We start from the raw sequence: 25,488 nt of genomic DNA, 5'->3' as shown, positions 1-25,488 counted from the left end.
ATGAAAAAACTACCGAAGTATTCCCCAGAGGTCCGTGAGCGGGCCATCAGGATGGTTTTCGAACACCTTCCTGAGTACGAGTCGCAGTGGGCCACCATCAGTGCCATTGCCCCCAAGATCGGCTGCACGCCCGAGACATTACGGCTGTGGGTTCGCCAATCTGAGCGCAACAGCGGCCAGCGTGATGGGCTGAGCACAGTCGAACGTGAGCGAGTCAAGCTCTTGGAGCGTGAGAACCGTCAGTTGCGTCAAGCTAACGAGATCTTGCGTAAGGCCTCAGCCTATTTTGCCCAGGCGGAGCTCGACCGCCCATTCAAACGATGAAGACGTTTATTGATGAAAACCGCCAGTCTTACGGGGTCGAGCCGATTTGCAAGGTGTTGCCAATCGCCCCGTCGACGTACTACCGGTACGCTGCTCAGCAGGCTGACCCCAGCCAGCAGTCAGCGCGTGCGCAGCGTGACCAGGAACTGGGTGAGCACATCCAGCGAGTCTGGGATGAGCACTTCCAGGTATATGGCGTGCGCAAGGTCTGGCGACAATTGCTGCGTGACGGACTGCAAGTCGCCCGCTGTACGGTGCAACGTCTGATGGGAGAGCTGGGCCTGCAAGGCGTGGTACGCGGCAAGCCCGTCAAGACGACGGTCAGCGACCAAGCCAGGCCGTGCCCGCAGGATCATGTCAACCGTCAGTTTGTGGCTGAGTGCCCGAACGCCCTATGGGTATCGGACTTTACCTACGTCAGTACCTGGCAGGGTTTTGTTTACGTGGCCTTCATCATTGATGTCTTTGCCCGATTCATCGTCGGTTGGAAGGTGTCCAGTTCAGCGCGTACCGATTTTGTACTCGATGCACTGGAGCAAGCCCTTTACGCCCGTCGCCCAGTCAAGCAGGGTGGACTCATTCACCACAGTGACCGTGGCGTGCAGTACGTGTCCATTCGCTATACCGAGCGTCTTGTCGAAGCCGGTATTGAGCCATCGGTCGGGAGTGTCGGTGACTCTTACGACAATGCTTTGGCTGAGACCATCAATGGTCTTTACAAGGCTGAAGTGATTCATCGACGCTCTTGGCCCACACGGGGGGCGGTGGAGCTGGAAACCCTGAAATGGGTGGACTGGTTCAATCACCGCCGCCTGCTGGAGCCAATCGGTCATATTCCACCGGTCGAAGCAGAAGCAATCTATTATCAGCAACTCACCGAGTCTGCCCAGGTGGCATGACTCAAACAAAAGGGTCTCCGAGAAACCCGGGGCGGTTCAGACCGCCGTGATACGCCGAGCGCCATAAAGGCCTTTCTCCTCGTGGTAAATGCTTTCGACTAACTGTTTCAAAGCAGCATAGGGATCGGGTCTGGATTGCACCTGAACCTGATAGTAAAACGTGCTGCGTGCCAAGCCCGCCAGCCTCAGCAGAGCGCAAAGCGGGAACCGGCCCCTCAGTTGCTTGATGCTCAGGGCTTTTTCGGTTGCCGTCGTTTCTGCTCCTTCAGCTCTTCCAACTTTTTTAGGTAAGCGTTCTCCATGCGCAGATATTCAAGCTCGCTCATCAACTGGTCGCGCGTCTTCTGCGTATCGTCGGCGGTTACTGGTTTGGCGGGATAAGGCTTCTTTGGCATGGCGACAGGCTTTCTTCTGGCAGGAACATACGGGGCTGTACCGCTACTGTAATGCCGCTTTTCCCAAATGACTATTTGGCCGGGATCCCCGATACCAAAATGCGCAGCGGCCTGACGGAGCGATAGCTTGTGTTCACGCCTGTGCTCAAGCACTGAGCGCTTGAAAGCTTCGCTGTATCGAAGACCAGGCTTGCGATGGCCGGTGTGACCATGACTCTTGTAGTTAGCGACCCAGCGTCGAAGCAGGCTGAAATCGATCGAGAACTGGCGGGCTACCATACGAAAGCCCATGTTGTCTTCAAGATACGCTTTGACGACAGTGAGCTTGAACTGCTCTGAATACTTACCCATTTGAACACCCCCGTGAGGTCGGATTGGTGTCCAACTTCTTGGGGGCAGTTCACAGGAGCGTGAGGAACGATAGTTTTGTAACTATCGTGCCCATGCTCCGCGTGGGCATGCCGTTATGGACGCTCTGCGTCCTCTCTATAGCGCCCTCACCCGTTCCAGCAGTACCTGTAGTGGATGCTGCACCACTTTGCCATCCTGGCGCTTGACCTGGCTGCGGCATGAGTAGCCATCGGCGACCAGTCGACCTTCACCGCCATGCCGGGCCACCAGCGGCTGCCAGGACTGACGATAGATGGTGTCGCTGGTTTTCGCGTTTCGGGTTTCATGCCCATAAGTGCCGGACATGCCACAGCAACCGCTGGCCAGCACATCAAGCCTGAGCCCGGCGCGAGCGAAGGCTTTCTGCCAAAGGCCGACACTGGCGGGCTCGTTGGTCTTTTCAGTGCAATGCGGCAGGAAGTAATACGTCTCACCTGACGGAGCGTCACACTGCTCCTCAAGCGCAGAAGCCAGCCATTCCTGCGGCAGCATGACGGTCGGTACGCTCTCGCTGCCCAGCGTCTTGCTGTACTCCTGGCGATAGACCAGGGTCATGGCCGGGTCCAGACCGATCAGCGGAATGCCATACCCTGCCAGCTTGACAAGCGACTGGCTGTTGAAACTGGCAGCCTTCTCGAACGCGGCCAGAAAACCCTGCACGTGCAGCGGCTTGCCGTTGGGTGCGAACGGTGCGAGATAAACCTGATAACCCATGCGCGAGATCAGCTCCAGCCAGTCTGCTGCCAGCGGGGTTTCAAAGTATCGGGTGAACGCATCCTGAACCAGCACCACCGTACGTTTGCGCTCCTGCTCGCTCAACGCGGCCAGACGCTGCGGCGTGGCAATGCCGACATTCCAGCGGGCGCAGGCCGCGCGAAAGTCCATCAGGCTGAGCAATGGGCTGTCGACCATACCGGCGACATGCTCAAGCAGGTAACGCACCGGTTTTGCGCCCATGATCGCGTTATACAGCTTCGGAAAGCGCGCCAGGTGCGGAGTGCTGAACTCCAGCGAGCCAATCAGGTAATCCTTGATCGGGCGCAGGTAGCGGCTGTGGTACAGCTCCAGAAAACGCGAACGGAACTCAGGCACGTTGACCTTGACCGGGCACTGCCCCGCGCAGGACTTGCAGGCCAGACAACCGGCCATGGCATCGTAGACTTCATGAGAGAAATCCTTCTGCCCTGCTACTCTGGCCACGCTGTTGACAGTTCGCTCGGCAAGACTTTTCAGCACATTGGCATTCCGCGCCCTGGCGCTGGCGGTCAGGACGTCGACATCCTGCTCGCCTTGCAGACGCAGCCATTCCCGGACCAGCGAAGCGCGGCCCTTGGGTGAGTGAATGCGGTCACGCGTGGCTTTCCATGACGGACACATGGCATCGTCGGTGTCGTAGTTGTAACAGGCACCGTTGCCATTACAGTGCAGCGCGCTGTCGTAGCTCTGCCAGACCCGTTCATCGATAGTGCGATCCAGATCACCGCGCAACGTCACTTCATCCACCAGCGTCAAGCGTGATTCCGGCACCGTCGCAGGCGTGGCGATCTTGCCGGGGTTCAGCTGGTTGAACGGGTCGCAGGCAGCCTTAAGGGCCTGCAATGCGGGATACAACTCGCCGAAATATTCAGGCACGTATTGCGAACGCAGGCCCTTGCCATGTTCGCCCCACAGCAGCCCGCCGTAGCGCTTGGTCAGCGCGGCGACGGCGTCGGATATTGGCCGAATCAACGCAGCCTGCGCAGGGTCTTTCATGTCCAGAATCGGTCGTACGTGCAGCACGCCTGCATCAACATGGCCAAACATGCCGTATTGCAGGCCGTAGCTGTCCAGCAGCGCACGAAACTCCTGAATGTAATCGGCAAGGTTTTCCGGTGGCACAGCCGTGTCTTCAACAAACGGCTGCGGCCGCGCTTCACCCTTGACGTTGCCGAGCAGCCCTACCGAACGCTTGCGCATGGCGTAGACGCGGTTTACCGCAGCGCTGCCAGTTGCCAGGGTATGACCTAGGCGCACCACCGAGGTGTCTTTTTGCAGGTGAGCGACGAATGCATGGACGCGCTGTTCCACTTCGTCCAGCTCATCACCACTGAACTCGATCAGGTTGATGCCCAGAGTCGGCGTGGCCGGGTCCTGCGGGAAATACTCGGCCACGCCGTGCCAGACGATATCCTGCATGGCCAGCATCAGCACTTTGGAGTCCACGGTCTCGATGGACAGCGGCTTGTGCGCCATCAACGCCTTGGCATCCCGCAGAGCGTCCATGAAACCGGCATAACGAACGTTGACCAGAATCGAATGTTTGGGGATTGGCAGGACGTTGAGTCGGGCCTCGACGATAAAACCCAGCGACCCCTCGGAACCGCAAAGCACGCTGTTGAGGTTGAAACGCCCGTCTTCCTCACGCAGGTGCGCCAGATCGTAACCGGTCAGGCAACGGTTGAGCGGCGGAAAAACGTCCTTGATCAATTGCGCCTGCGTATCGGCGATCTGCTGCGCACAGCGATACACATCGCCAGCACGGTCAACACGCGCTTGCTCGCTGGCCAGCTGCTCAGCGCTGAATGACTGACTGTTGACGTAGGAACCACCGAGCAGCACGGTCGTCAGTTCCAGCACATGGTCACGGGTCTTGCCGTAGGTGCAACTGCCCTGCCCGCTGGCGTCGGTGTTGATCATGCCGCCAATCGTGGCGCGGTTGGAGGTCGACAGTTCCGGCGCGAAAAACAGCCCGTGCGGCTTCAGCGCTGCGTTGAGCTGGTCCTTGACCACGCCGGTCTGCACCCGCACCCAGCGTTTCTCGACGTTGATTTCAAGGATATTGTTCATGTGCCGCGACAGGTCGACCACCACGCCGTCGGTCAACGACTGCCCATTGGTCCCTGTGCCACCACCACGCGGGGTCAGCACCACCTGCTTGTACTCGGGCCGCGCTGCCAGGCGGGCGACAATTGCCACATCGTGGCTGTCCATCGGGAACACCGCAGCCTGCGGCAGGCGCTGATAGATGGAGTTGTCAGTGGCCAGCACAGTACGCGAGCCGAGGTCCCTGGCTATTTCGCCGCGAAAGCCGCCCTCCACCAGGGCATTGAGGAAACGGTCATAGTGACCGACCTGCTCGGAGGTCGGTTTCAACAGCGCAATCATGGTGGTCTTCCTGGCTGGCTAGGCGTTTTATATGCAAAGCACGTATGCTTCGAAACGCTCGTATGCATGGCGTTATCAACGGTTATCGTGATTCTCCGGCGTGTCATGCTTCAGTGCAAACGTAAAAGATGCCGTTTTTCCATGAGTTTTATGAATGAACACCAGAAGACTGACGCCCTCCATGTCTTTGTTGCTCGCTTTCGAGGCGGCCGCGCGGCATGGCAGCTTCACCAAAGCCGCAGACGAACTGGCCTTGACCCAGAGCGCCGTCAGCCGCCAGGTGCAGGCGCTGGAAGCCCAACTGGAAGTCGAGCTGTTCAAGCGTGATGGCAGACGTATCGAACTGACCACTGCCGGTGCCTTGTACCAGCATGAGCTGGCCGCGGCGCTGGGCCGTATTCGCAGTGCAACCCTGCAAACCATTGCGCACAAGGCAGAAGGCGGCACGCTGCACCTGGCCGTGCTGCCCACCTTCGGCTCCAAATGGCTGCTGCCGCGGATGAATGATTTTTACACCCGGCATCCGGGCTATGTGGTGCACATCCACTCACGCATCGTGCATGCCGACCTGACGCCGGCAGCCAGCGAAATGAACGCGATCATCTGTGCGGGTAACGGCAACTGGCCCGGTTACATCGCCCACCCGCTGGTCAGCGAAAAACTGGTGGTCATTGCCAGCCCTGCTGCGCTTGTCGGCTACCAGACGATCACCCCGGCGCAGGTGGCCCAGCATTCGTTGCTGAGCGTGGTATCGCGGCCCAATGCCTGGTCGGACTGGTTCGACAGTAATCGGCTGGACCACCACATCATGCGCCCCGGCCCGAGTTTCGAACTGACCTCGCACCTGATCCAGGCTGTGGCGGCGGGCATCGGTATCGCACTGGTACCGCGCATTCTGGTGCAGGACGAAATCAACAGCGGCGAACTGGTCACCCTGTTCGAGCCGCTGGACAGCGGGCGCAATTACTACCTGGCGTACGCGACGCGCTTTCAGAACCTGCCATCGCTGTGCGTGTTCAGGGATTGGCTGCTATCGACACCGTTTCCCGACCCTTTGTAAAACCTGCCCGCAACAGGAGCCGCCGTGCGTATCGAGCCCCTTCCACCCTTGCAGAACCTGATCGCCTTCGAAGCCGCCGTTCGGCACGCTAGTTTTACCCGTGCCGCCAGCGAACTGAACCTCACCCAGAGCGCGATCAGCCGTCAGGTCGCGCAACTGGAGGAATTTCTCGGCCGCGCGCTGTTTCGTCGCGAGCACAAGCGCATTCATCTGACGGTCGCCGGGCAGATTTACGCCGAGCAGATCCAGCGCGTGCTGACCCTGTGTGCAGAGGCCACGGCACAAGTCATTACCCATAGCGGCGAACAACAACTGACGCTGGCGTGTTCCAGCGGCGTGGCCGCACTGTGGCTGGGCCCTTTGCTGGGACGCTATCGCGATGCCTTCCCCGCCGTGGATATCCGCCTGCGAGTGGTTGACGGGCTGGACTCGCTGATTCGCGCGGAATTCGATCTGGCGCTGTATTTCCTGCGCGAAACATCACCGACGGGCCTCGACAGTCGTTTGCTGTTCGCCGAATCGGTAAATGCCTACTGCTCGCCAGACTACCTGAACGGCCAACTGCTGGAACCTGCACAGTTGCTGGACCACTGCCTGCTGATGCTGGAAGACGGGCAACGTCAGTGGCTGTCCTGGGGAGACTGGTTCGGCCGTCAGGGCGTTGATGCGTCGCTGATCCGCAAGCGCATGACCGTCAACCTGTATCCGGTGCTGGTCGACCTGGCTGTCGCCGGGCACGGCATCGTGCTTGGCTGGCAGCCAATGATTGACCGCCATGTGCAATCCGGTGCACTGGTACCAGCCTGCAAGAAAAGCGTCGGCGCGGTAGGCGGCTATTACTTGCTGACACCCAGCGGTAAAACGCCCCGGCGCGCTGCGCGTGCGTTCGAGAAATGGCTGACAGATGAGATAACCACACTAGCGCCCCGCCTCTGACGCTTGCATGCACATAACGCATGCAAACCTGCGCAATGAGCGTTTTCTTAAAATCGGCCCAGCACCTACTCTCGACTGAAACGGGCAAAAAGACCTGACTCAGCCGCACTTACATCAACCCTGCCCCTTAATCAATGCAGCCACTGCAGGGGCTTCCCTGCGCGCATCGCATGCAGGAGCTTATCCAGTGAGCACATTACGATCCTCTGCTTCACGCACCCATGAACAAAAGACACGCCGCGCGGTGACCGCTACGGTGATCGGCAATGGCCTGGAATGGTTTGACTTCACGGTCTACAGCTTCTTCTCGGTGATCATTGCCAAAGTGTTCTTCCCCACCGGCAGCGAGCTGACCTCTTACCTGTTGGCGCTGGCGACCTTTGGGGTCGGCTTCTTCATGCGTCCGGTGGGCGGCATTGTTCTGGGCATCTACAGTGACAAGCGCGGGCGCAAGGCGGCTTTATCCCTGACCATCCTGCTGATGGCGCTGGGGACGCTGATCATCGGATTGACGCCCAGCTTCGCGCAAATTGGCTATCTGGCACCGCTGCTGATTGTTCTGGCGCGACTGCTGCAAGGGTTCTCTGCCGGTGGCGAGATGGGCAGTGCCACCGCATTCCTGACCGAGCATGCTCCGCCCGGCAAGAAAGCCTTCTACTCCAGCTGGATTCAGGCCAGCATCGGCGTTGCAGTGCTGCTCGGCTCTGCGCTGGGTGCCATTCTGTCCAGTTACCTTACCCAGGCGCAGCTGGAAAGCTGGGGCTGGAGGGTGCCATTTCTTATTGGCACACTGATCGGGCCGGTCGGCTTCTATATTCGCAGCCGGGTGGATGAGACGCCTGCCTACAAGGCCGCAAAACCAGTCGAGTCGCCTCTGCGCGAAGTCATCAAGACCTACCCGCGCCAGACCCTGATCAGCTTTTCGCTGGTCGTGCTGTGGACCGTCTGCACCTATGCCATCCTGTTTTACATCCCCTCCTACGCCCAGCGCTTGCTCGGCCTGCCGTCATGGATGGGCTTCAGCGCCGGCATGATGGGTGGTGCAGTACTGATCGTCGCCACACCGATTGTCGGCGCCCTGGCAGACCGTAGCGGGCATCGCCCATGGTTGTTGGGCTCGGCAATTGCCATCTTCTTCAGCGCCTACCCGATGTTCCTGTTCATCAACCAGATGCCGGGACTGTTTTCGCTGCTGGTCTTTGAGCTGGTACTCGGCCTGCTGATTTCCGGTTACATCGGTTCGATCCTTGCAGCCTTTGGCGAATTACTGCCCACCCACGTGCTGTCCACCGGGCTTTCGGTGGCCTACAACTTTGCCGTCACCATTTTCGGCGGCTTTGCCACCTTCACCATCACCTGGCTGATTGCCTCGACCGGCAGCAACCTGGCACCCGCTTTCTACATCATGTTCGCGGCCGTCGTCAGCGGCATTGGTGCGCTGCTGTATCGCGACCGTGCGCCTGCTGCCCATCGTCCCCTGTCTGGAGCTTTCCAATGAGTAGTGCTGATCCTACACGCCTGATCCTGCGCAACGGCCGTCTGCTGGACCTGCAAAAAGGGCAATTGATTTCCGGCCAGGAAGTCGTGATCGAGGGTGAGCGCATTATCGACGTGCGTGCCGAAGGCGAGCCTGCCGCGGTTGGCGCTCAGATTATCGATCTGGGCGGCAGAACCCTGATGCCCGGCCTGATCGACTGCCATGTGCATGTGCTGGCTTCCAACGCCAACCTGGGCATGAATGCCCTGCAACCCAACGCAATCATCATGTACCGCGCATTACCGATTCTGGCTGCGATGCTCAACCGCGGTTTTACCACTGTTCGTGATGCTGGGGGTGCCGACTGGGCGCTGGCGCGTTCGATCCAGATGGGGCTGATTCCCGGGCCAAGGATCTTCGCTTCGGGCAAAGCACTGTCGCAGACCGGCGGCCATGGCGACATGCGCGCACGGGGCGAATTGCTGCTCAACGAGCCTTGCTCGTGCTGCTTTCGGGCCGGGGCCATCGCCCGCGTAGTGGACGGCGTCGATAACGTGCGTCTGGCCGTGCGCGAAGAGCTGCAACAGGGCGCCAACCAGATCAAGATCATGGCTTCGGGCGGCGTCTCGTCACCAACCGATCCGATTGCCAACACCCAATACAGCGAAGCTGAAATCCGCGCCATCGTTGACGAAGCCGCCGCTGCGAATACCTACGTGATGGCCCATGCCTATACCGCACGAGCGATTCGGCGCGCCATAGAATGCGGCGTAAGAACCATCGAGCACGGCAACCTGGTGGATGCCGACACCGCCCGACTGATGGCCGAAAAAGGCGCATTTGCGGTGCCGACTCAGGTCACCTATGAAATGCTTGCCGAATACGGCGAGCGCTTCGGCCTGCCAGCGGACTCGGTGGCCAAAATCGAGGATGTGCGCCAGGCCGGCCGCAACGCCCTGCTGCTGTTCGCCGAAGCGGGCGTACCGATGGGCTATGGCTCGGATTTACTGGGGGAAATGCACGAGTACCAGACCCACGAACTGAAGATTCGCGCCGAACTGCTCGGTAATCTGGCGGCGTTACGCAGTGCAACAAGTGTTGCGGCGCAGATACTCCAGCGCGAGGGTGAACTGGGTTGCATCAGCGCCGGTGCGATAGCCGATCTGCTGGTGGTGGATGGCGACCCGCTGAGCGATATCGGTTGTCTGGTCGGTCAGGGCGAGCATCTGGCGATGATTGTTCAGGGCGGTCACGTGCGTAAGAACACCCTAGTCTGACCGGGCGTCAGTGAGCGTTGTGGTCCCAGATCCAGCTCCATGCGCCGGGTAGCCTTACAGGCTGCCCCGCGTCCTTGACCGTGCGCGCCAGGGCAGCGCGCTGCAACTGCGCGCTGTCATCGTAGAACGGCTTGTCGGCAAGTCGCACGCCGGTCTGATGGGCACTGTCGACCAGTATCTGCAGGTACTCCCGCGCATGCCGCGCGGTGTAGCGGTTCAGGTCGTGAAAGGTCACCACCACCGGAATCACCCCGTCCACCGCAGGCAGCTCTCCGGCGGCAATGCGCTCGCGCACCTGCGAGAGCTGACTGACCATGTTGGAACGGCGGCGCAGGCTGAAGTTATAGCCCCAGATCTTGCCGTCATTGGCGCTCAGGTCAGTCAGTAATACATGCAGGTCGTGACGCTGGTAGGCGCTGAACGTGCGCTTGTCGTAGTTCCAGAACGGCGGGCGCAACAACGTGGTCGGCACGCCGGTAATCGAGGCGATGATGGCGCAGCCTTGGGTCAGGGACTGCTCCAGCTCCTCATCGGTCAACGAACGATGATTGGTGTGGTGCGGCGTGGCGGTATGAAAGCCGAGCAAATGCCCCTCTTCATGCTGACGATGCATGATCGCCCGCCCCTGATCACTATTCCCTGCGCCTGTGGCGCCGGTCTGCACGAAGAACACGGCCTTGATGTTCGGCTGCAACGGATTGTCGGCCAGGCTGTCGAGTACGGTGATACTGGGGTTGTAAAAAGTCGTCGCACTGGGGCCGTCATCAAAGCTCAGCAGAAACCGCACTGGTGGCTGTTGCTGCAACTGTTCGGCAGTTTTTGGCGTCAGAGGGACTGGCGCGCTGATGCAGGCCGACAGGCTCGCGGCGATGGCCAATGCGCAAAGGGCCTTGAGGGCTGACTTGATCAATGTACGGGATCCTGTGGCCGGGCTGCTGAAGCCGCTTGGGAAGCGCACGCATGATCATCCACAGGCGCGGCAAACACAATCACTGCGGCGCGCAGTTTATCGGTGCCGAAACAACTCATGCGGTTGAAATCGGCATGGCTTACCGGCATATGCTGGCAGTCGATGGCCTGGCGATGCAGGCTGTGATCAATATCAGGATCGTGCAGGTAGACAAAATCGCTGTCGCAATCGGTGACCATCACCCAGTGCGGTGCCTTGGAGCGTGTCAGGCGATAGCTGCTGATCAACACCAGCGGCTTGCCGCCCTCGGCCAGTACGCGAGGCAGGTTCAATGAGCGGTTGGGCAGCGTCTCTACACCGCAGGTTCGCAGCTCATGACAGAACTGCTCGTGAACCAGGCGAATCACCTGTTTCTTGTTGTCGCTGCGCACGCCGCCCAGAAACAGCGGGCCTGCCACCGACACCAGCAACTTCACGGCGAAGCCCCGTCGCCGGGCAGCCAGCGCCAGCCCTTGAGGGCTGCATCCACCGTGGCCGGAGGTCATGAACACCGTGGTCGCCTCGCGCCAGATCTGCAGTTCTTCGGCGCGATCCATCAAACGCGCAGGTTGCAGAGCCTTCATCGCCATCAACAGGCAGGCCGGGCCACAGGTGAATTCCAGAGTCTGCTGGTAGTAAGGCACTGAACGACTGTCCAGCCGGGCATGCTCGACGATGCGCTTCTCGTAACGCAGCGCCGGCGCATGGTCCTGGTAATAGTCGTCGACCTGAGCGAAGCGCCGGTAACCGTTGCGTTCGTACAGCCCGATAGCCGCGTGGTTATCACGGCGCACCTCAAGGCGCAGGTAAGCGCAGTCGCGGCCCACGGCCTTCTGCTCGGCACGTTGCAACAACTGCTTGCCCAGCCCCTTGCCCCGCGCCGCATCGGCAATCGCCAGCGAATACAAACGCCCCAGCGAGGTGCCCCGATGAAACAGCACCAGCGCATAGCCGGTGAGCTTTCCGACCTGCTCGGCGACGATCAGGCTGGCATTGGCGCGGCGAATCATCCAGTGAAAGCTGCGCGCGGTCAGGCGGTCGCCGTCAAAGCACTGGTTCTCCAAGAGCAGCAATTCGTCGACATCGGTTTCAACTGCATCGCGAAATATAAAGTCCATCTGCACCGCCGTAAAAGTTGTGTAACGAAACGGGACATTTCAAAAAGCACATGCTTAATAGAAAGGACTTGTTTCCCATCGGATCGATTACACATGTCAGCGGCACAGGTGAAGATGAACGAAGTATCTGCGCAACTTGCGCTTTCAGCAACAACCCGACGAGCAGACCCCACAACACTCTTTGCAGCGCAGAGGCAACTGGTGATTATTGTCGAACGGCTCGAAGACTGGGCATCGTACTTCCCCAGCGAAGACTTGATCAGCGCCCAGGATTATCTGGAAAAGCCGCTGAAAGCCACGGCAGGCAAGCGTGTGCAAGTCATCAACCTGTGCCGCAGCTACAAATACCTGGGCCACGGTTATTACTGTTCCCTGCTGGCCGAAGCACGCCAGCACAATGTCATTCCCTCGGTAAAGACCATCAGCGAATTGACCCGCAAGTCACTCTACGGCCTGGCACTCGATGACCTGGACAAGTTGCTGGAAACCGCACTTCAGGATCACCCCTATGACGACACCGAAGGGTTTACCCTGACACTTTACTTCGGCCAGACCACACTTGAGCCGTTGAAGGATCTCGCCCGTCAATTGTTTGAAGTCTTCCCCTGCCCGATCCTGATGGTGGAGTTTCGCAAGCGCGACAATTGGCACATTGCCGGTATCAAGGCCGGTGCTTTGCCGCGCCTGCGCGATGATCAGCAGGATGAGTTCGCCATGGCGCTGGAAGGCTTCAGCCGCAACGTCTGGCGCCAGCCCAGCTCCCGGCGCATGGCCCGCTATGACCTGGCGATCCTGCATGACCCGCAGGAACAGCTGCCACCGTCCAACACCGAGGCGCTGGCCAATTTCATCCGCGTCGGTCAGCGCCTGGGCATCGATGTCGAGCTGATTGAAAAGAAAGACTACGCCCGACTGGCCGAGTACGACGCGCTGCTGATTCGCGAAACCACCAGCGTTGACAACCACACCTACCGCTTTGCCAAGAAGGCCGAGAGCGAGGGGCTGGTGGTAATGGATGACTCCACCTCGATCCTGCGTTGCACCAACAAGGTTTACCTGACTGACCTGCTAAAAAGCCACGATCTGGGCATGCCGCGAACGGAAATCCTCTACAAGGATCGCCCTGAAGAACTGCAGCACGTGGCCACACGCCTGGGTTTCCCGCTGGTATTGAAGATTCCCGATGGCTGTTTTTCCAGAGGCGTGATCAAAGTCAGTACGCCCGAGGAAATGCATACGGCGACAGCCCAATTGTTCGAGCATTCGGTGTTGTTGCTGGCTCAGGAGTTTTTCTACACCGAGTACGACTGGCGCATTGGCATTCTCAACCGCAAACCGATATTCGCCTGCCAGTACTTCATGTCCAAAGGGCATTGGCAGATCTACAACCACAAGGCAATCGGTGCCGAGGTCATTGGCGAATGCCGTACCCTGGCGGTGCACGAAGCGCCGCGCGCCGTGGTCGAACTGGCGCTCAAGACTGCCAACCTGATTGGTGACGGGTTGTATGGCGTGGACCTGAAACAGTCAGGCGATCAAGTGGTGGTGATTGAGGTCAACGACAACCCGAATCTGGACGCCGGCATCAAAGACGCTTATCTGCAGAATGATCTGTACAGCCTGGTGCTGGAAGAATTCGTCCGCCGTCTTGAGCTCAAGCGCCTCGGCCAGGCATGGTGAAACGATGATTCAGGGCCTGAAACTCGACAACAACCAGTTGCTGGCATGTGACCCGCAAAAGGCTCAGGTGCTGTGGTTCAGCAAACCCGATGCCGGGGAACGCAGATTATTGCTGGAGCGATTTCACCTTGATGAGCATGCCGTTGCCTCGGCACTCGACCCCGACGAAATTTCGCGCATCGAGTTTCACCCTGATGCGTTGTTCGTCATCTGGAAACGTCCCGAGAACTATTCGGGCAAGGACAGCTTCTCGTTCGACGTTTCGTCCTTTGGCGTGCTGTTGAGCCGGGACCAGCTGGTGCTGATCTGCGATGACGAGCAACCCTTGAGCGCGCTGGGGGCTCACCGCCCGTTGGACCAGCCGCTGGATATCCTTCTGGAGCTGCTGTTCAACAATATTCATCACTATCTGGGCCATTTGAAAGTCATCAAGATGGTCGCCCGGGAATTGCAGCAGAAATTCAACTCTTCCCTGGAAAACCGCCATTTGCTGCAGATGTTCAACCTCAGCGAAAGTCTGGTGTATTACATCAATGCCATCCACAGCAACGGTGCGGTCCTGACGCGTCTGCGCAACCATGCGCAAGGCCGGCAATACGCAGCCGACAGCCTGGCGCTGATCGACGACATGATCATCGAGAACGACCAGTGCTACAAACAGGCGGAGATCTATTCCACGGTGTTCGCCGGGTTGATGGATGCACGCGGAAATCTGGTCAATAACAGCACCAACACCCTGCTGCGCAAACTGACGCTAATCAATGTGGTGTTTCTGCCCCTGAACCTGATTGCCGGGATCGGCGGCATGTCGGAATTCAGCATGATGACCGCCCCCCTGCACTGGTGGGTGGCCTACCCGGCACTGCTTCTGGGGCCATGCTCGGGCTGGGGGCGGTGATGGTCTGGGGGCTGCGCAAGATGGCTCGCGCAGCCTGAGCGGTTATTTTTCCCATTCAGCCTTGGCAATCTGCAAGCCATGCTGACCGTTATAAGCTGCACGTTCGGGAGACTGCCAACCCTCCAGCAACGCAGCGTCGAGATCGTAGATTTCGACGCCCAGCGGACGGCAAACGCTTAACGGGTCCTGCGCGTCAGGCCCCCACATCGGCAGTGACAGGTCTCCCCCCGGACAGGTCGACAAGGCGCACAGCAGGTCGATTTCAGCAAAGAACTCCAGGTAATCGCCCTTTTGCGCCGGACAGGCTTTCATGAAGTACATGTCGTCATGGTTCAGGCCGGTGCACTGGAAGATATTCAACACGTCATGCACATCGAATTCGGTCAGCCCGTGCGGCAACACTGCGCGGGTCAGGTTCGAATGGCAGTGATGATGAAAGTCTTCGCCGGTCAGCATCTTGTTGACGTAGGGATCACAGCGCGTGCCGAGCAAATCGTGCAGGCGGCCACCATGCTCGTCGATCCCGTAGCTGGCCAGGCTGTCATCGGTGATGGTGACCAGCGGCCGTAAAAACGGCAGGTTCGACCACAGCCGGTCATGGGTGCTGACATGCGCGCCCTGCAACTGACGCGTGCGCGCCGCCCACAGGCGCTCCCGAGGGTCGTTGGCGTTCCACAGATTGAAATCGCCCACCTGCGGGCCAAACGGTGTGGTGACACGAAACACCTGACCGGCCTTGACCTTCCAGGCCCGCCCGGTACGAATCGGTACTTCGAACTGTTCGACGAGGGTGCGTTGCTGCGCATTCGTGCGGATGCGCTCATAAAAGGCAGTGTCCACTTGCAGCGCCGCGCCTTTGCTGACCTGGTAAGCGGCTGGATAGTCTTTGTACATACAGGGCTTCTCGTTGGCAGGATGAAAGTGTTCAACACTGCAAATTGCGGGCCTAATGCCTTTTTTGAAGGTGATGGGCTTGGCCAATCTATTTTCCGAGTGCCCCTAATTGTTGGATGCCGTTAAACGTGCCAAATCCAGCACAACCACGGCGACTCTCCCACTACATGCGGAGCTGCTCTCGCCAGCAAGCATATCTCTGAGCTCATCAGGAGTCGTAGGCGACAGCTTTTCCCTCCCGGGGCTGCGCAAGGATTTATTCTTCATTTCCTGCGCCCCAAACCAAAGTATCAGATATATTCCAAAACTATCAGCACGCCAGTCCCTGGTATAAAGCGTATCAAGCTGCTGGTCAGCGCTTTTCCAGAGTTGAGCGTGCCACTGCCCCTTTACCTCAATCGGTAAACGAAGTGCGCCAGCCGAACAGGTTATATCGACCTCTTTATCGTTAGCCACATGAGTTTCAGGATCATATGAAATATCTGACGATCCTTGATCGTAGTATGCCTAAAAGATGGTCGCGACAACGCTCTTCTGCGTAAGGATTTCCGCTATCATCATAAAAACCCCGCCAAGACTCGGCATCATCGCTTTTGATTTTTGCCTGCGCTATTAAAAGCTCTTCAATAACAATGGCTTGTAGATCCGGCATGCATGCTGGGAGGTTATCATGCATGATAGCGGCAATAGCATCCAAGGTTGGCGGCCTATACAAGCTTTCTACAATTTTTCTCGCCTGCTCCGCCACAACAGACTTAATCAATTCAGAGTAGCCATCCGTGCTAGCATCCCTTATACCCGCTAACGCACTCACGCCTTCTTCGTTGCAATAGTTACCTATTCGAGAAATTTGATTAGAAATAAAACTGCTTGCATCCCATGCATTTGAGTTACCTGACGTCGTACCGCTCGGGCGCCCAACCATAGGCCATGATGAGCGGAACGTTTCTACAATCCATTCACGTTGCCCCGCTGTAAGCGGTGAGATACTAACGTCGTTACTGCTTCGATCGCCGACCCTATCTCGTATATACCAAAAAAGCTCAGGAAGAATCTGCTGCGTCTTGAGATAGATTGCAGTGCTAGAGAAGTCCACTATTAGCCCAATAGCAATCCAATTAAGGCGACGCTCTTCGCTCGCCAAAATCAAACGCTGCCCAAGTAAATCTCTTAAAATTTCAAGTCGACTCGAACGAATCAGCCTTTCAATCAGCTCTATTTCTATACCGCTTACTAAATTTGTAAATCGCTGAAGCCATTCGCCAGCAAACACTGTACTCATTTCCAAGTCTAAGGGGTCGCGCATAAGCCTATACAATCCTTCAACGTGTTGATTGCACTCATGCAACTGTGGCTCATAAAACATTCTCATAGCCTCATTCCATATGCCGCGATCCCGAACGGCAGTCTCGACATACCTAAATAGCTCCGGAACTCCTGCATGGTGATCCACGCGACTATGAAGAAGCTGGAATAATCCAGCCATCAGGCGTTCGTTAGATAAGTCTTCTACACCTATCTTTTTTCTATACCTTTCTGCGAGAGCAGCAATAAGAATATAACCAGCCCCAGAGAATCGGCCGTTAGCATGACTATGCGCAATCTGTTGTGCAGTGGGCTCTGGAGAGGCAAGCATAAGAAAAGCTTCAAACCCTTCATGGACAGACTCGGCAATATCATCCCCCAACCATCGACTTACTCGCTCGTGAGCAGGAGCGTCCTCAATATCGTTATAGAGGTTAAGATAGGCTTGGGCAGGTGCCACGAGTTCCTCTGAAGAACCACGGCGCATTTTGTTGATGCGTGCAGCAAAGTAATTTCGATGCCCAGCATGCGCCGCTAAGCGCTTAGCCTCTCGTTGACGATCGTCCTCTATCTGCTGGATTTGCCATTCAGGCATAATGGGTTCTGCCAGATTTTTTATCCAGCTCATTTCTTCTAAGCTATGTGCTGCGAAAGGAATTGCAAGAGCACGAACCTGCACGCCATTCTGAGAGTCATGCGCAATGAGCTGAATAATATCCCGCCAACGCCTGTCGCTTTTGTCCAACGGATCAAGAAACCCCAACAAGATAATGAGGTCGGATTCGGAAACTCTGAAACCGCCTGAACGCTCGTATAATTTACAAGCTTGCTGATAGGAACCACGATCACCAGCCAGTTACAATATCACTAAGCGCTGTACTGCTTGTCGAAAACAATCGTTAACCAAGAGAAACTCATTAAGTTTCTGCCGCGACTCATATCCATATCCAGCACCACTTCGAAACGGCTCTATCCAACGCCAAAGCAACTTTGGATCAGTATTGCCAAAAACAATTCGGCGAGCCACCAAGTGATATACGAAGTCAGTTAGCACATCATTACCTGGACGCTCATAATACTTACCCATTGAGACCGCTAAAACCGCCAAGTTTTCAAGCACACTTTCCAAACTAGACTCTGGAAGATTTTTTTCCAGAGACATTAGAACACCAACGGTACAACTGCCACTTTTAGCGAAAGTAACAACAAGCTCAGCTATCAAACAACCGTCTATCCATTCGTAACCAATGTCATCAATCAACTCAATAGCCAAACGAACCGACAGCTCATCTTCGAAGCTGCGTAATAACGATAAAATCCCAGGCCAAGATAATGCACACTCTAAATCAACAAGTATTTCTCCCGCAACTTTCCTGCATGCAAAATCGGCTACAGGATCCAAAAAGAGCTTTTTTAAGTCATCCTTTAGCGCCGCTGCAATATTACTATCCTGCACTGCCTCCAACATTAGCAATCGAAGACCAAAGGGTGTTTCAGGGGAAACTATCAGTCGCCTAATCTCCTCTATAAGCACTGGAAATCCAAGGCCGTGCATTGCGTAATGGCGCCAATCTCGAAATCTGGGGTTCTCCATTGCTAATTTTTCTAAAGATTTAATTAGGCATTTTGCTTGATCAACTGTTAGCCCGCTTACATCTCCGTATTCAATCAAACCCATTGGATCTGCAGCAATCACATCTTTGGCCAAAGCTGGATCAAGTGCAAGCCATGCATGAATCCCTCGAAGGCTGGAGGGCACGAGCCCATTTACTTGCAACAACGAAAGAAGACGCCTGCGTTTAGTATGTGTATTAGCCTGTTTAGCCAGCCATTGGGCTCCTAAGTATTCTCCCACCCTGCGGTGAAGATAAGAAAATCGATCAGCCCCCTCGGCTTTGAATAGCCTAGTACCAAGAATCTCTTTTAGTACATCCCCACCCGGCAAGAGTGAGACGTCTGCAAGTTGTAGCTCGCCTTCAGAAGCACTTGCTTCAGAAAGTCGAACGATGGCTTCGCTACCGGTCAAAATCAGGCACGCGAACGCAGCACCTGCGCCGTTTAGGCTGGCATCTCTAGGTAGCTGATTTTGGGCATTGGAGTTCCGATGCTCAATTCGTAAAATCTCAATTGCTTGCTTGAATAGTTCGCCAGTCGTCTCAGGAAGTTTTTTCGAACTAGCAATACGGGCAATCAACTCAAGGGTTTGCGGATTACCAAGCAATCCTTCTAAGTGACGAAAATTAAAATGCTCAATTATCGACTGAGCGGCTTCTAGACCCACCGAAGCGCTTAAAAACCTTTCAGAGTCATCTTTATCAAAAGCATTCAAGTGCATTTCCAATGTGGTCTTGGGGTATTGTTCTTGAATGGCTTCTAGACTTGTAGCGCCCCACCAATCTGCCACCCGACAAGAAAGAATAAAGCGAGGGTATTCGAGCTCTCCTAATCGACGCAAAACAAGGTCAACAGCGTCGCCGTCTCTCTGGCTGCTTACCTCATCTAATGCGTCAATCACGATGGTCTGAGCGGTGCCCAAAATCGTTTGAGGATCACGGCGGTTGATGAGTTGCCGGGCAGTGCAAAACGCATATCCGGGATGATCGGCAAGCCACTTAAGTAGATGAGACTTCCCCATGCCAGCCTCGCCAAGGATGACTACCGGCTCTTCTTTTGCCAGGACGTCAGCTTGAGATATATGGGTTCGACCATCTGAGGACTCGTACCAAAGGGTACGCATTACGCTCGGAAGCACTTCCATATTTTCGCGTTCGCTCATGTGGTACTGTAACCTTAATAGGGTCAACCCGGATTAGCAGAGATTAAATGAAGGATGTCATAAACCACCATCATCAAGCGATAACCAACAATATGACTTTCACTGAAAATCCCGACTGCGCACATCCAGTCCGGTCAACAGCGGCGTCAGGTCATACAGCCGCTGGGCGATCAGGTGCCGTACGCCGCTTTTTGATTCCAGGCGCCCGAATACCTGCAGCAGTTGCGAGCCCACCAGCACCTTGCGCTGACGTTCGGCCAGGTCGCGCCAGACCACGATGTTGACCATGCCGAATTCGTCTTCCAGCGTCACGAAGGTCACGCCACTGGCGGTGCCCGGCCGTTGACGGCCAATGACCAGCCCCGCCACGCTGAGGGTCCGGTCGTTTTCCAGGTGTAACAAGTCTTGTGAGCTGCGAAAGCGCTTGGCAGCCAGTTGCCGGCGCAGCAAGGCCAGCGGGTGTGGGCCCAGGGTGGTGCCCAGCGTTGTGTAGTCGGCCACCAGGTCTTCGGCCACAGTCGGCAGTGGCAAGATCACTTGGGTTTCTTCGCTGGGCAGGTCGTCGAACAGCGGGCGCTGGGCCTCAACCCCGGCGACTTCCCAGCGCGCCCGGTGCCGATGGCCGATCAGGCCGCCCAAGGCACCGGAATCCGCCAGTGCTTCGGCGGCGCGCGAGTCCAGTTCGGCGCGCAACGTCAGGTCCGTGGCATCGACAAACGGGCGTTTCGCGCGCGCGACTTCGATGCGCAAGGCATCTTCCTCACGAAAGCCACGGACCATGCGCAGCCCGAGGCGAATCGCCAGATTGCGTGTGCGGTCGGGATGATCGAGCGGCTCCAGCGAACAATCCCAGTCGCTGTAGCGCACATCCACCGGGCGGATTTCAATGTGGTGGCGACGTGCGTCCTGCAGCAGTTGATCCGGGCTATAGAACCCCATCGGCCAGCTGTTGATCAGTGCGCAGGTGAACGCTGCCGGTTCATGGCACTTAAGCCAGCAACTGGCGTAGGTCAGCAAGGCGAAACTGGCGGCATGGGACTCGGGGAAACCATAACTGCCAAAGCCCTTGATCTGTTCGAAAATCCGGTCGGCAAAATCCGCTTCGTAGCCGTTTTTCAGCATGCCCGTACGCAGCCGTTCGCGATGCGGCTCCAGCCCGCCGTGACGTTTCCATGCGGCCATCGCGCGGCGCAACTCGTCCGCTTCGCCCGGGGTGTAGTCGGCAGCGATGATCGCCACTTCCATGACCTGCTCCTGGAACAGCGGCACGCCCAGGGTGCGCTCAAAGACGCTTTTTAGTTTAGGCGGATAGGTAATGGCTTCCTCTTTATTACGCCGACGCAGATATGGGTGAACCATGTCGCCCTGGATCGGCCCGGGCCGGACGATGGCGACTTCGATGACCAAGTCGTAGAATTTTTCCGGCCTCAGGCGCGGCAGCATGGCCATCTGCGCACGCGACTCGATCTGGAACACGCCGATGGTGTCGGCGCGGCTGATCATTTCGTAGGTTTTCCGGTCGTCTCCCGGCAGGTCTGCGAGGGTCCAGCGCTTGCCCCGGTGCAGATGCACCAGATCGAACGTGCGGCGCAAAGCGCTGAGCATGCCCAGTGCAAGTATGTCGACTTTCAACAGGCCGACCAGGTCCAGGTCGTCCTTGTCCCACTGAATGATCGTGCGGTCGGCCATCGCGGCGTTCTCGACAGGCACCAGCGTCTCCAGCGGATGCTCGGAAATCACGAAGCCGCCCGGATGTTGCGACAAATGCCGAGGAAAGCCGATCAGCTCGCCGGTGAGTGCCAGCACACGCTTGAGGATTGGCATGTCGGCATCGAAGCCGTATTCGCGCAGGCGTTCGGGCGACGGCAGCGAATCGCTCCAGCGGCTGAAGGCATCGGCCAGGGCGTTGATCTGGTCAGGCGGCAAACCCAGCACCTTGGCCACATCACGCACTGCGCCCGAGCCGTGATGCGTGCTGGCCACCGCCGTCAGCGCCGCCCTGCCCCGACCATAACGCCTGAATATGTACTGAATGACTTCTTCGCGGCGGTCGTGCTCGAAATCCACGTCGATGTCCGGTGGCTCGTTGCGCTCTTTGGAGATGAAGCGCTCGAACAGCAGGTTGCTCTTTTCCGGGTTCAGCTCGGTGATCCCCAGCGCATAACACACTGCCGAGTTGGCCGCCGAGCCACGTCCCTGGCAAAGGATATGCTGGCTGCGGGCAAACTCGACGATGTCATGCACGGTCAAAAAGTAGCTGTCGAACTTCTTTTCCGTGATCAGGGCCAGTTCCTTCTCGACCTGCGCGCGGGTGGCTGGCGTCAGCCCGTTCGGCCAGCGTTTGCGGGCACCGCGCTCGGTCAGTTCACGCAGCCACGACGTGGGTGTCTGGCCTTTGGGGACCAGCTCGTGCGGGTATTCATATTTCAATTGTTTGAGATCAAACGTGCAGCGCCGGGCAATACGCACCGATTCGGCCAGCAGCCAGTCCGGGTAATGCTCGGCAAGCGCATCCAGTGGCCGTAAATGACGCTCGCCGTTGGCAAACAACAGGTGCCCTGCTTCGGCCACGGTCGTGTGATGGCGAATGGCAGTCATGGTGTCCTGCAGGGCACGCCGACCGCGCGCGTGCATGTGCACATCACCGCTGGCAACTGCCGGGATACCCAACGATTGCGCCAGCGCCAGCGCCAGCAAGTCGGCCAGACGCTGCTCGTCATCCGCGCCGCGATGTAACTCCACGCCGAGCCAGAGGCGCTCGGCAAAGCGCTCACGCAACCAGCGTCCATGCGCCAGGCAGGCTTGCGCGTCGCCTTCGATGTCCGGCAGCCAGATGGCCAGCAACCCGTCCGGAGACGGCTCGAAATCTTCACGCAACAACCGGTACTCACCTTTCCTGGCTCTGCGGCGTGCCACCGTGATCAATTTGCACAACGCCTCATAACCTGTCTGGCTTTTCACCAGCAGCACGGCTTTCGGCCCGTTCTCGATGTGCATTTCGCTGCCGATGATCAACGGCAGGCCGGTGCTGATGGACGCCTGCCACGCACGTACGATACCGGCCAGCGTGCACTCGTCAGTGATGGCCAGCGCCTGATAGCCGTGGCGCGAGGCTCGTTCGAACAGCTCACGGGCGCTTGAGGCGCCGCGCTGAAAACTGAAGTTGGACAGGCAATGCAGCTCGGCGTATTCGCTGGTCATGCGAACCAGCCATGCAGCAGCAGTTCACCCTGCTCGCCCACGCTGCGATAGGCCCAGGCGCGCTGGCCGCTGGAGGTTTCGACCAGATAGTAGTCGCGACGTACATCGCCGCCGTCCCACCAGCCTGATTCGATTCGCTCGGGCCCCGCCACGATGCGCGTGGCATGAAGTGGCAGCGGCTGGGGTTCTCGCAGCAACCAGCCCGGGCGCATACAAGCTTTGGCCGGCAAGACCGGTTTGCTTGTGCTGTGTGGTTGCCAGGCACATTCAGGACGGTGATCGGCCTGGGCGCGCAAGCCATTCACAGACTCGTCACCCAGTCGCGCACGCAGGCGCTCGCGCAGTTGCTCCCAAGGCAGGGTCTGCTGCACGCGCTCATCGAACAACTGGCGGTGCGCCGGGACAAAATCCGGCAAATCCTGCGCCAGCAAGCGCACGGCACGTACCGGCGACGCCACCAGCACTTGTTCCAGCCTGCCGCGGGCCAGTTCGAACAGCATCGACGCATCGCGCTCGGCGCTCAGCAGTCCGACTGGCACCACAGTCTCCGGACCTTCAACGTGCTCCAGATGCAGGGAAAATCGCTGCACACCGCTGTCGCGTCCGGCCAGGAACAAAGCCAGATCGGCGATCAGCCGCTTGAGCGGAAACAACAGGGCCTGATGCGACTCGACGTCGAAATTCAGCTCGATGCGTACATCGAAGAAGTCCGGCGGTGTGTAGCACTCCAGTGCCACCGGTCGTTCGCCAAGCAATGTATCGAGATGCTGCAGCACGCTGGCCGGGAACCGCCGCGCCAGTGTATCGCGCGGCAGGGCCAGCACCTGCCGCACAGAGCGCAGCCCCATGCGTGTCAGGGCTGTGGCGGTTTCACGGCTCAGACCGATACGTTCCAGCGGCATATGCTCCAGGCTGCGGCGCAACGCCTGCGGGCAATCAATGCTCAGCCCGTCATGCATGTTGGCCAGCATGCGTGCGGCTATCGGGTTGGGCGCGACCACGATGCGATGCCGGAAGCCCTGCGCGGTCAACTCTTCACGCAAGCGTGCCTCGAACACCGGCCATGGGCCGAACAGCTTGAGGCTGGACTCGATTTCCATCAGCAGCACTCGAGGGTACTTGAGGCTGACATTGGAGCTGAAACCGTATGCCCAGGCCGCGAGCAGTTGCTGCAAGCGCTCGATGTCGGCTGGGTCATGCTCGACCATGGAGAAGTTCGACACCAGCGCCTGAGCGGCCGTCAGTGACTGCCCGGCTTTCAAACCCAGCGCACGCGCCGCCGGATTGACGGCTTGCAACACGCGACGTTGAGCACTGCCGCTGATCAGCGCCAGAGGCTCATCGGGATCGTTACGACGACGCATGACGCCGTCGAGCGCCAGTTGCGGCAGCAAGACACAGGCCCAGAGCATAAGAACCTCAAACGTCGGTCGAAAATGGAATGGGGAAAGGCGGCGCAAGCCCGCCACGGCACTTGAGCACCCGCAATTGTGCAGGACGGGTATCGATAGCGATGCGCAGGGCCGCCGGTGACGGGTTGGCGGCGGCCTGCTGCGGGCGGCAGGCAAACGCCAGGGTCTGCCCGGTTTCGGCAGCGACCTGCAAACGTCGCAGCGCACGGTCATCGACCATGCCGGGCCAGCACACGACCGCGCCACAGCTGCCGGAGCGCAGGCATTGTTCGGCAGCCCATAGGGCATCGCGGGGACCGGCCTCGCTGACGACCAGTTGGCGCAGATCGACCCCGGCGGCCAGCCAGGCTTGCGGGTACGGAATGTAGGGCGGTGCAACCAGCACAATGCGCTCACCGATCGCGGACAACCTTGCCAGACTTGGCCACAGCAGACGCAATTCCCCACTGCCATTGGCCGGGATGAGAATTTCAGTCAGGGCGGCAGCAGGCCAGCCGCCAGTGGGCAAGGCGCTGTCCAGCAATGCATGGCCACTGGGGTGCGGGCTGACCTGCGGCGCGCTCTGCTGACGGCCTTTCCAGACCCTGCGCTCATCCAGCAAAGCGTCAAGGCTGACCACCGCGCCCATCATTCGCGCCGGACCAGCCCGCAGAACACGCCTTCGATGGCGAAGTCCTGATCAGGCGTGACAATGATCGGTTCGTAGGCCGGGTTGCGCGGCAACAGGCGCACCTGATAGGCACTGCGTTGCAGGCGCTTGATGGTGACTTCGCCGTCCAGGCGGGCAACGACGATCTGCCCGTCACTGGCCTGCGGGTTACGGTGCACGCCGACCAGATCGCCATCGAGAATACCGTCTTCGATCATCGAGTCGCCCTGCACGCGCAGTAGGTAGTCCGGCACACGGGTAAACGTGCTGCGATCCAGATGCAATGTGGTGTGAATATCGAGATCCGGCCCGATAGGTACGCCCGCTGCTACGCGCCCCAACACCGGAATTTCGAGCAATTCGGGCCGCGGCTCACTGTTGAGCAGGCGAATACCCCGGGCCTGGTGCGCTACGACCTCGATCAGACCGGCTTCTGTGAGGGCCACAATGTGCTTGCGCGCCACGCTGCGTGAAGCAAAACCGAAAGCCTCGGAGATTTCCGCCAGGCTCGGCGATTGCCCTTGCTGCGCGATGCGATCGCGGATGAAGGTAAGGATTGCGCTGCGACGGGGAGATAATGTGTTCATGGAGTACATTTGTACTCCACTCGTGATTTTGTGACTAGTACGGTTTGTCGGATTGACGCCGCACGCTCTTGCGCTTCGTGGACGTTAATTATTCGGATTTTCACAACAGTGAAATAA

General features: G+C 58.1%; 17 protein-coding genes, 2 pseudogenes and 1 other annotated feature. Of the genes and pseudogenes, 7 read left to right on the top strand and 12 right to left on the bottom strand.

Translation table 11 applies throughout. The features are described 5' to 3' along the window. A protein-coding gene (locus AC4ANE_RS14320) for an IS3-like element IS51 family transposase (protein ID WP_095178853.1) occupies window positions 1–1,223 on the top strand; the annotation gives its coding sequence in 2 pieces (ribosomal slippage) (window positions 1–286 and window positions 286–1,223; 1,224 coding nt in all). After that, window positions 279–395, top strand: a sequence feature (AL1L pseudoknot). It overlaps the preceding gene by 117 nt. A gap of 39 nt (window positions 1,224–1,262) precedes the next feature. Here the strand turns inward: AC4ANE_RS14320 and AC4ANE_RS14315 are convergent. Beyond that, a pseudogene (locus tag AC4ANE_RS14315) lies at window positions 1,263–1,969 on the bottom strand (transposase); the annotation flags it as partial. A gap of 135 nt (window positions 1,970–2,104) precedes the next feature. After that, entirely contained in the window at window positions 2,105–5,152 is a 3,048-nt protein-coding gene (gene ydiJ / locus AC4ANE_RS14310; protein ID WP_002553727.1) for a D-2-hydroxyglutarate dehydrogenase YdiJ, read from the bottom strand. Between the two features lie 154 nt (window positions 5,153–5,306). Between ydiJ and AC4ANE_RS14305 the strand changes: the two genes are divergently transcribed. The 4 genes from AC4ANE_RS14305 (at window position 5,307) to AC4ANE_RS14290 (ending at window position 9,902) form a co-directional block, all read left to right on the top strand. After that, window positions 5,307–6,212, top strand: a complete 906-nt coding sequence (locus tag AC4ANE_RS14305) for a LysR substrate-binding domain-containing protein (protein WP_002553726.1) — start codon at window positions 5,307–5,309, stop codon at window positions 6,210–6,212. A 24-nt stretch (window positions 6,213–6,236) separates the two neighbouring features. Continuing rightward, window positions 6,237–7,148, top strand: a complete 912-nt coding sequence (locus AC4ANE_RS14300; protein WP_002553725.1) for a LysR substrate-binding domain-containing protein — start codon at window positions 6,237–6,239, stop codon at window positions 7,146–7,148. 187 nt (window positions 7,149–7,335) lie between these two features. Further along, complete coding sequence (locus tag AC4ANE_RS14295; RefSeq protein ID WP_002553724.1) at window positions 7,336–8,646, top strand: MFS transporter; 1,311 nt, start codon at window positions 7,336–7,338, stop codon at window positions 8,644–8,646. Further along, window positions 8,643–9,902, top strand: a complete 1,260-nt coding sequence (locus AC4ANE_RS14290) for a metal-dependent hydrolase family protein (RefSeq protein WP_002553723.1) — start codon at window positions 8,643–8,645, stop codon at window positions 9,900–9,902. The genes AC4ANE_RS14295 and AC4ANE_RS14290 overlap by 4 nt, the downstream gene beginning before the upstream one ends. A gap of 7 nt (window positions 9,903–9,909) precedes the next feature. On the opposite strand, the gene AC4ANE_RS14285 is transcribed toward AC4ANE_RS14290, so the two are convergent. Further along, a complete protein-coding gene (locus tag AC4ANE_RS14285) occupies window positions 9,910–10,812 on the bottom strand; it encodes a polysaccharide deacetylase family protein (protein WP_002553722.1) in 903 nt (300 codons plus the stop codon). Then, window positions 10,809–11,969, bottom strand: a complete 1,161-nt coding sequence (locus AC4ANE_RS14280) for a peptidase C39 family protein (RefSeq protein ID WP_002553721.1) — start codon at window positions 11,967–11,969, stop codon at window positions 10,809–10,811. The genes AC4ANE_RS14285 and AC4ANE_RS14280 overlap by 4 nt, the downstream gene beginning before the upstream one ends. Window positions 11,970–12,062: 93 nt before the next feature. Between AC4ANE_RS14280 and AC4ANE_RS14275 the strand changes: the two genes are divergently transcribed. Both AC4ANE_RS14275 and AC4ANE_RS14270 read left to right on the top strand, forming a co-directional pair. Continuing rightward, entirely contained in the window at window positions 12,063–13,649 is a 1,587-nt protein-coding gene (locus AC4ANE_RS14275) for a RimK family ATP-grasp domain-containing protein (protein ID WP_031594795.1), read from the top strand. Between the two features lie 4 nt (window positions 13,650–13,653). Then, window positions 13,654–14,585 (top strand): annotated as a pseudogene (locus AC4ANE_RS14270) (magnesium transporter CorA family protein). Between the two features lie 4 nt (window positions 14,586–14,589). Here AC4ANE_RS14270 and AC4ANE_RS14265 read toward each other — a convergent pair. From AC4ANE_RS14265 to lexA, 8 genes are all read right to left on the bottom strand, one after another. After that, complete coding sequence (locus tag AC4ANE_RS14265) at window positions 14,590–15,441, bottom strand: urea carboxylase-associated family protein (RefSeq protein WP_002553718.1); 852 nt, start codon at window positions 15,439–15,441, stop codon at window positions 14,590–14,592. 105 nt (window positions 15,442–15,546) lie between these two features. Then, a complete protein-coding gene (locus AC4ANE_RS14260; RefSeq protein ID WP_489981738.1) occupies window positions 15,547–15,897 on the bottom strand; it encodes a hypothetical protein in 351 nt (116 codons plus the stop codon). 13 nt (window positions 15,898–15,910) lie between these two features. Next, window positions 15,911–17,491 carry a hypothetical protein gene (locus tag AC4ANE_RS14255; protein WP_460408366.1) on the bottom strand — a complete coding sequence of 527 codons (1,581 nt, stop codon included), beginning with the start codon at window positions 17,489–17,491 and terminating at the stop codon, window positions 15,911–15,913. Between the two features lie 111 nt (window positions 17,492–17,602). Then, complete coding sequence (locus AC4ANE_RS14250) at window positions 17,603–19,522, bottom strand: NACHT domain-containing protein (protein ID WP_144001797.1); 1,920 nt, start codon at window positions 19,520–19,522, stop codon at window positions 17,603–17,605. Window positions 19,523–19,621: 99 nt separating this feature from the next. Further along, window positions 19,622–22,723: an error-prone DNA polymerase gene (locus AC4ANE_RS14245; protein ID WP_031594794.1), complete on the bottom strand. Its 3,102-nt coding sequence runs from the start codon at window positions 22,721–22,723 to the stop codon at window positions 19,622–19,624. Next, window positions 22,720–24,135 (bottom strand): Y-family DNA polymerase, encoded by a 1,416-nt coding sequence (locus AC4ANE_RS14240; RefSeq protein ID WP_010215271.1) that lies wholly within the window; start codon window positions 24,133–24,135, stop codon window positions 22,720–22,722. Before AC4ANE_RS14240 ends, AC4ANE_RS14245 begins: the two co-directional genes overlap by 4 nt. A gap of 7 nt (window positions 24,136–24,142) precedes the next feature. After that, window positions 24,143–24,763, bottom strand: a complete 621-nt coding sequence (imuA, locus tag AC4ANE_RS14235; RefSeq protein WP_032074412.1) for a translesion DNA synthesis-associated protein ImuA — start codon at window positions 24,761–24,763, stop codon at window positions 24,143–24,145. Then, the gene (lexA, locus tag AC4ANE_RS14230; protein ID WP_031594792.1) at window positions 24,763–25,380 is read right to left on the bottom strand and encodes a transcriptional repressor LexA; all 618 of its coding nucleotides are present in this window, start codon (window positions 25,378–25,380) and stop codon (window positions 24,763–24,765) included. The genes imuA and lexA overlap by 1 nt, the downstream gene beginning before the upstream one ends. Window positions 25,381–25,488: the final 108 nt, after the last annotated feature.

This window comes from Pseudomonas sp. Pme6b (genome assembly GCF_058129925.1).
Note: the sequence above shows the minus strand (reverse complement) of the source record. Positions and strands in the feature narration are given on the sequence as shown.

Coding starts and splice junctions, on each gene's coding strand:
- ydiJ (WP_002553727.1), bottom strand. CDS start 5,152: ATGATTGCGCTGTTGAAACCGACCTCCGAGCAGGTCGGTCACTATGAC.
- AC4ANE_RS14245 (WP_031594794.1), bottom strand. CDS start 22,723: ATGACCAGCGAATACGCCGAGCTGCATTGCCTGTCCAACTTCAGTTTT.
- AC4ANE_RS14280 (WP_002553721.1), bottom strand. CDS start 11,969: ATGGACTTTATATTTCGCGATGCAGTTGAAACCGATGTCGACGAATTG.
- lexA (WP_031594792.1), bottom strand. CDS start 25,380: ATGTACTCCATGAACACATTATCTCCCCGTCGCAGCGCAATCCTTACC.
- AC4ANE_RS14250 (WP_144001797.1), bottom strand. CDS start 19,522: ATGAGCGAACGCGAAAATATGGAAGTGCTTCCGAGCGTAATGCGTACC.
- AC4ANE_RS14240 (WP_010215271.1), bottom strand. CDS start 24,135: ATGCTCTGGGCCTGTGTCTTGCTGCCGCAACTGGCGCTCGACGGCGTC.
- AC4ANE_RS14290 (WP_002553723.1), top strand. CDS start 8,643: ATGAGTAGTGCTGATCCTACACGCCTGATCCTGCGCAACGGCCGTCTG.
- AC4ANE_RS14275 (WP_031594795.1), top strand. CDS start 12,063: ATGTCAGCGGCACAGGTGAAGATGAACGAAGTATCTGCGCAACTTGCG.
- AC4ANE_RS14305 (WP_002553726.1), top strand. CDS start 5,307: ATGAACACCAGAAGACTGACGCCCTCCATGTCTTTGTTGCTCGCTTTC.
- imuA (WP_032074412.1), bottom strand. CDS start 24,763: ATGGGCGCGGTGGTCAGCCTTGACGCTTTGCTGGATGAGCGCAGGGTC.
- AC4ANE_RS14265 (WP_002553718.1), bottom strand. CDS start 15,441: ATGTACAAAGACTATCCAGCCGCTTACCAGGTCAGCAAAGGCGCGGCG.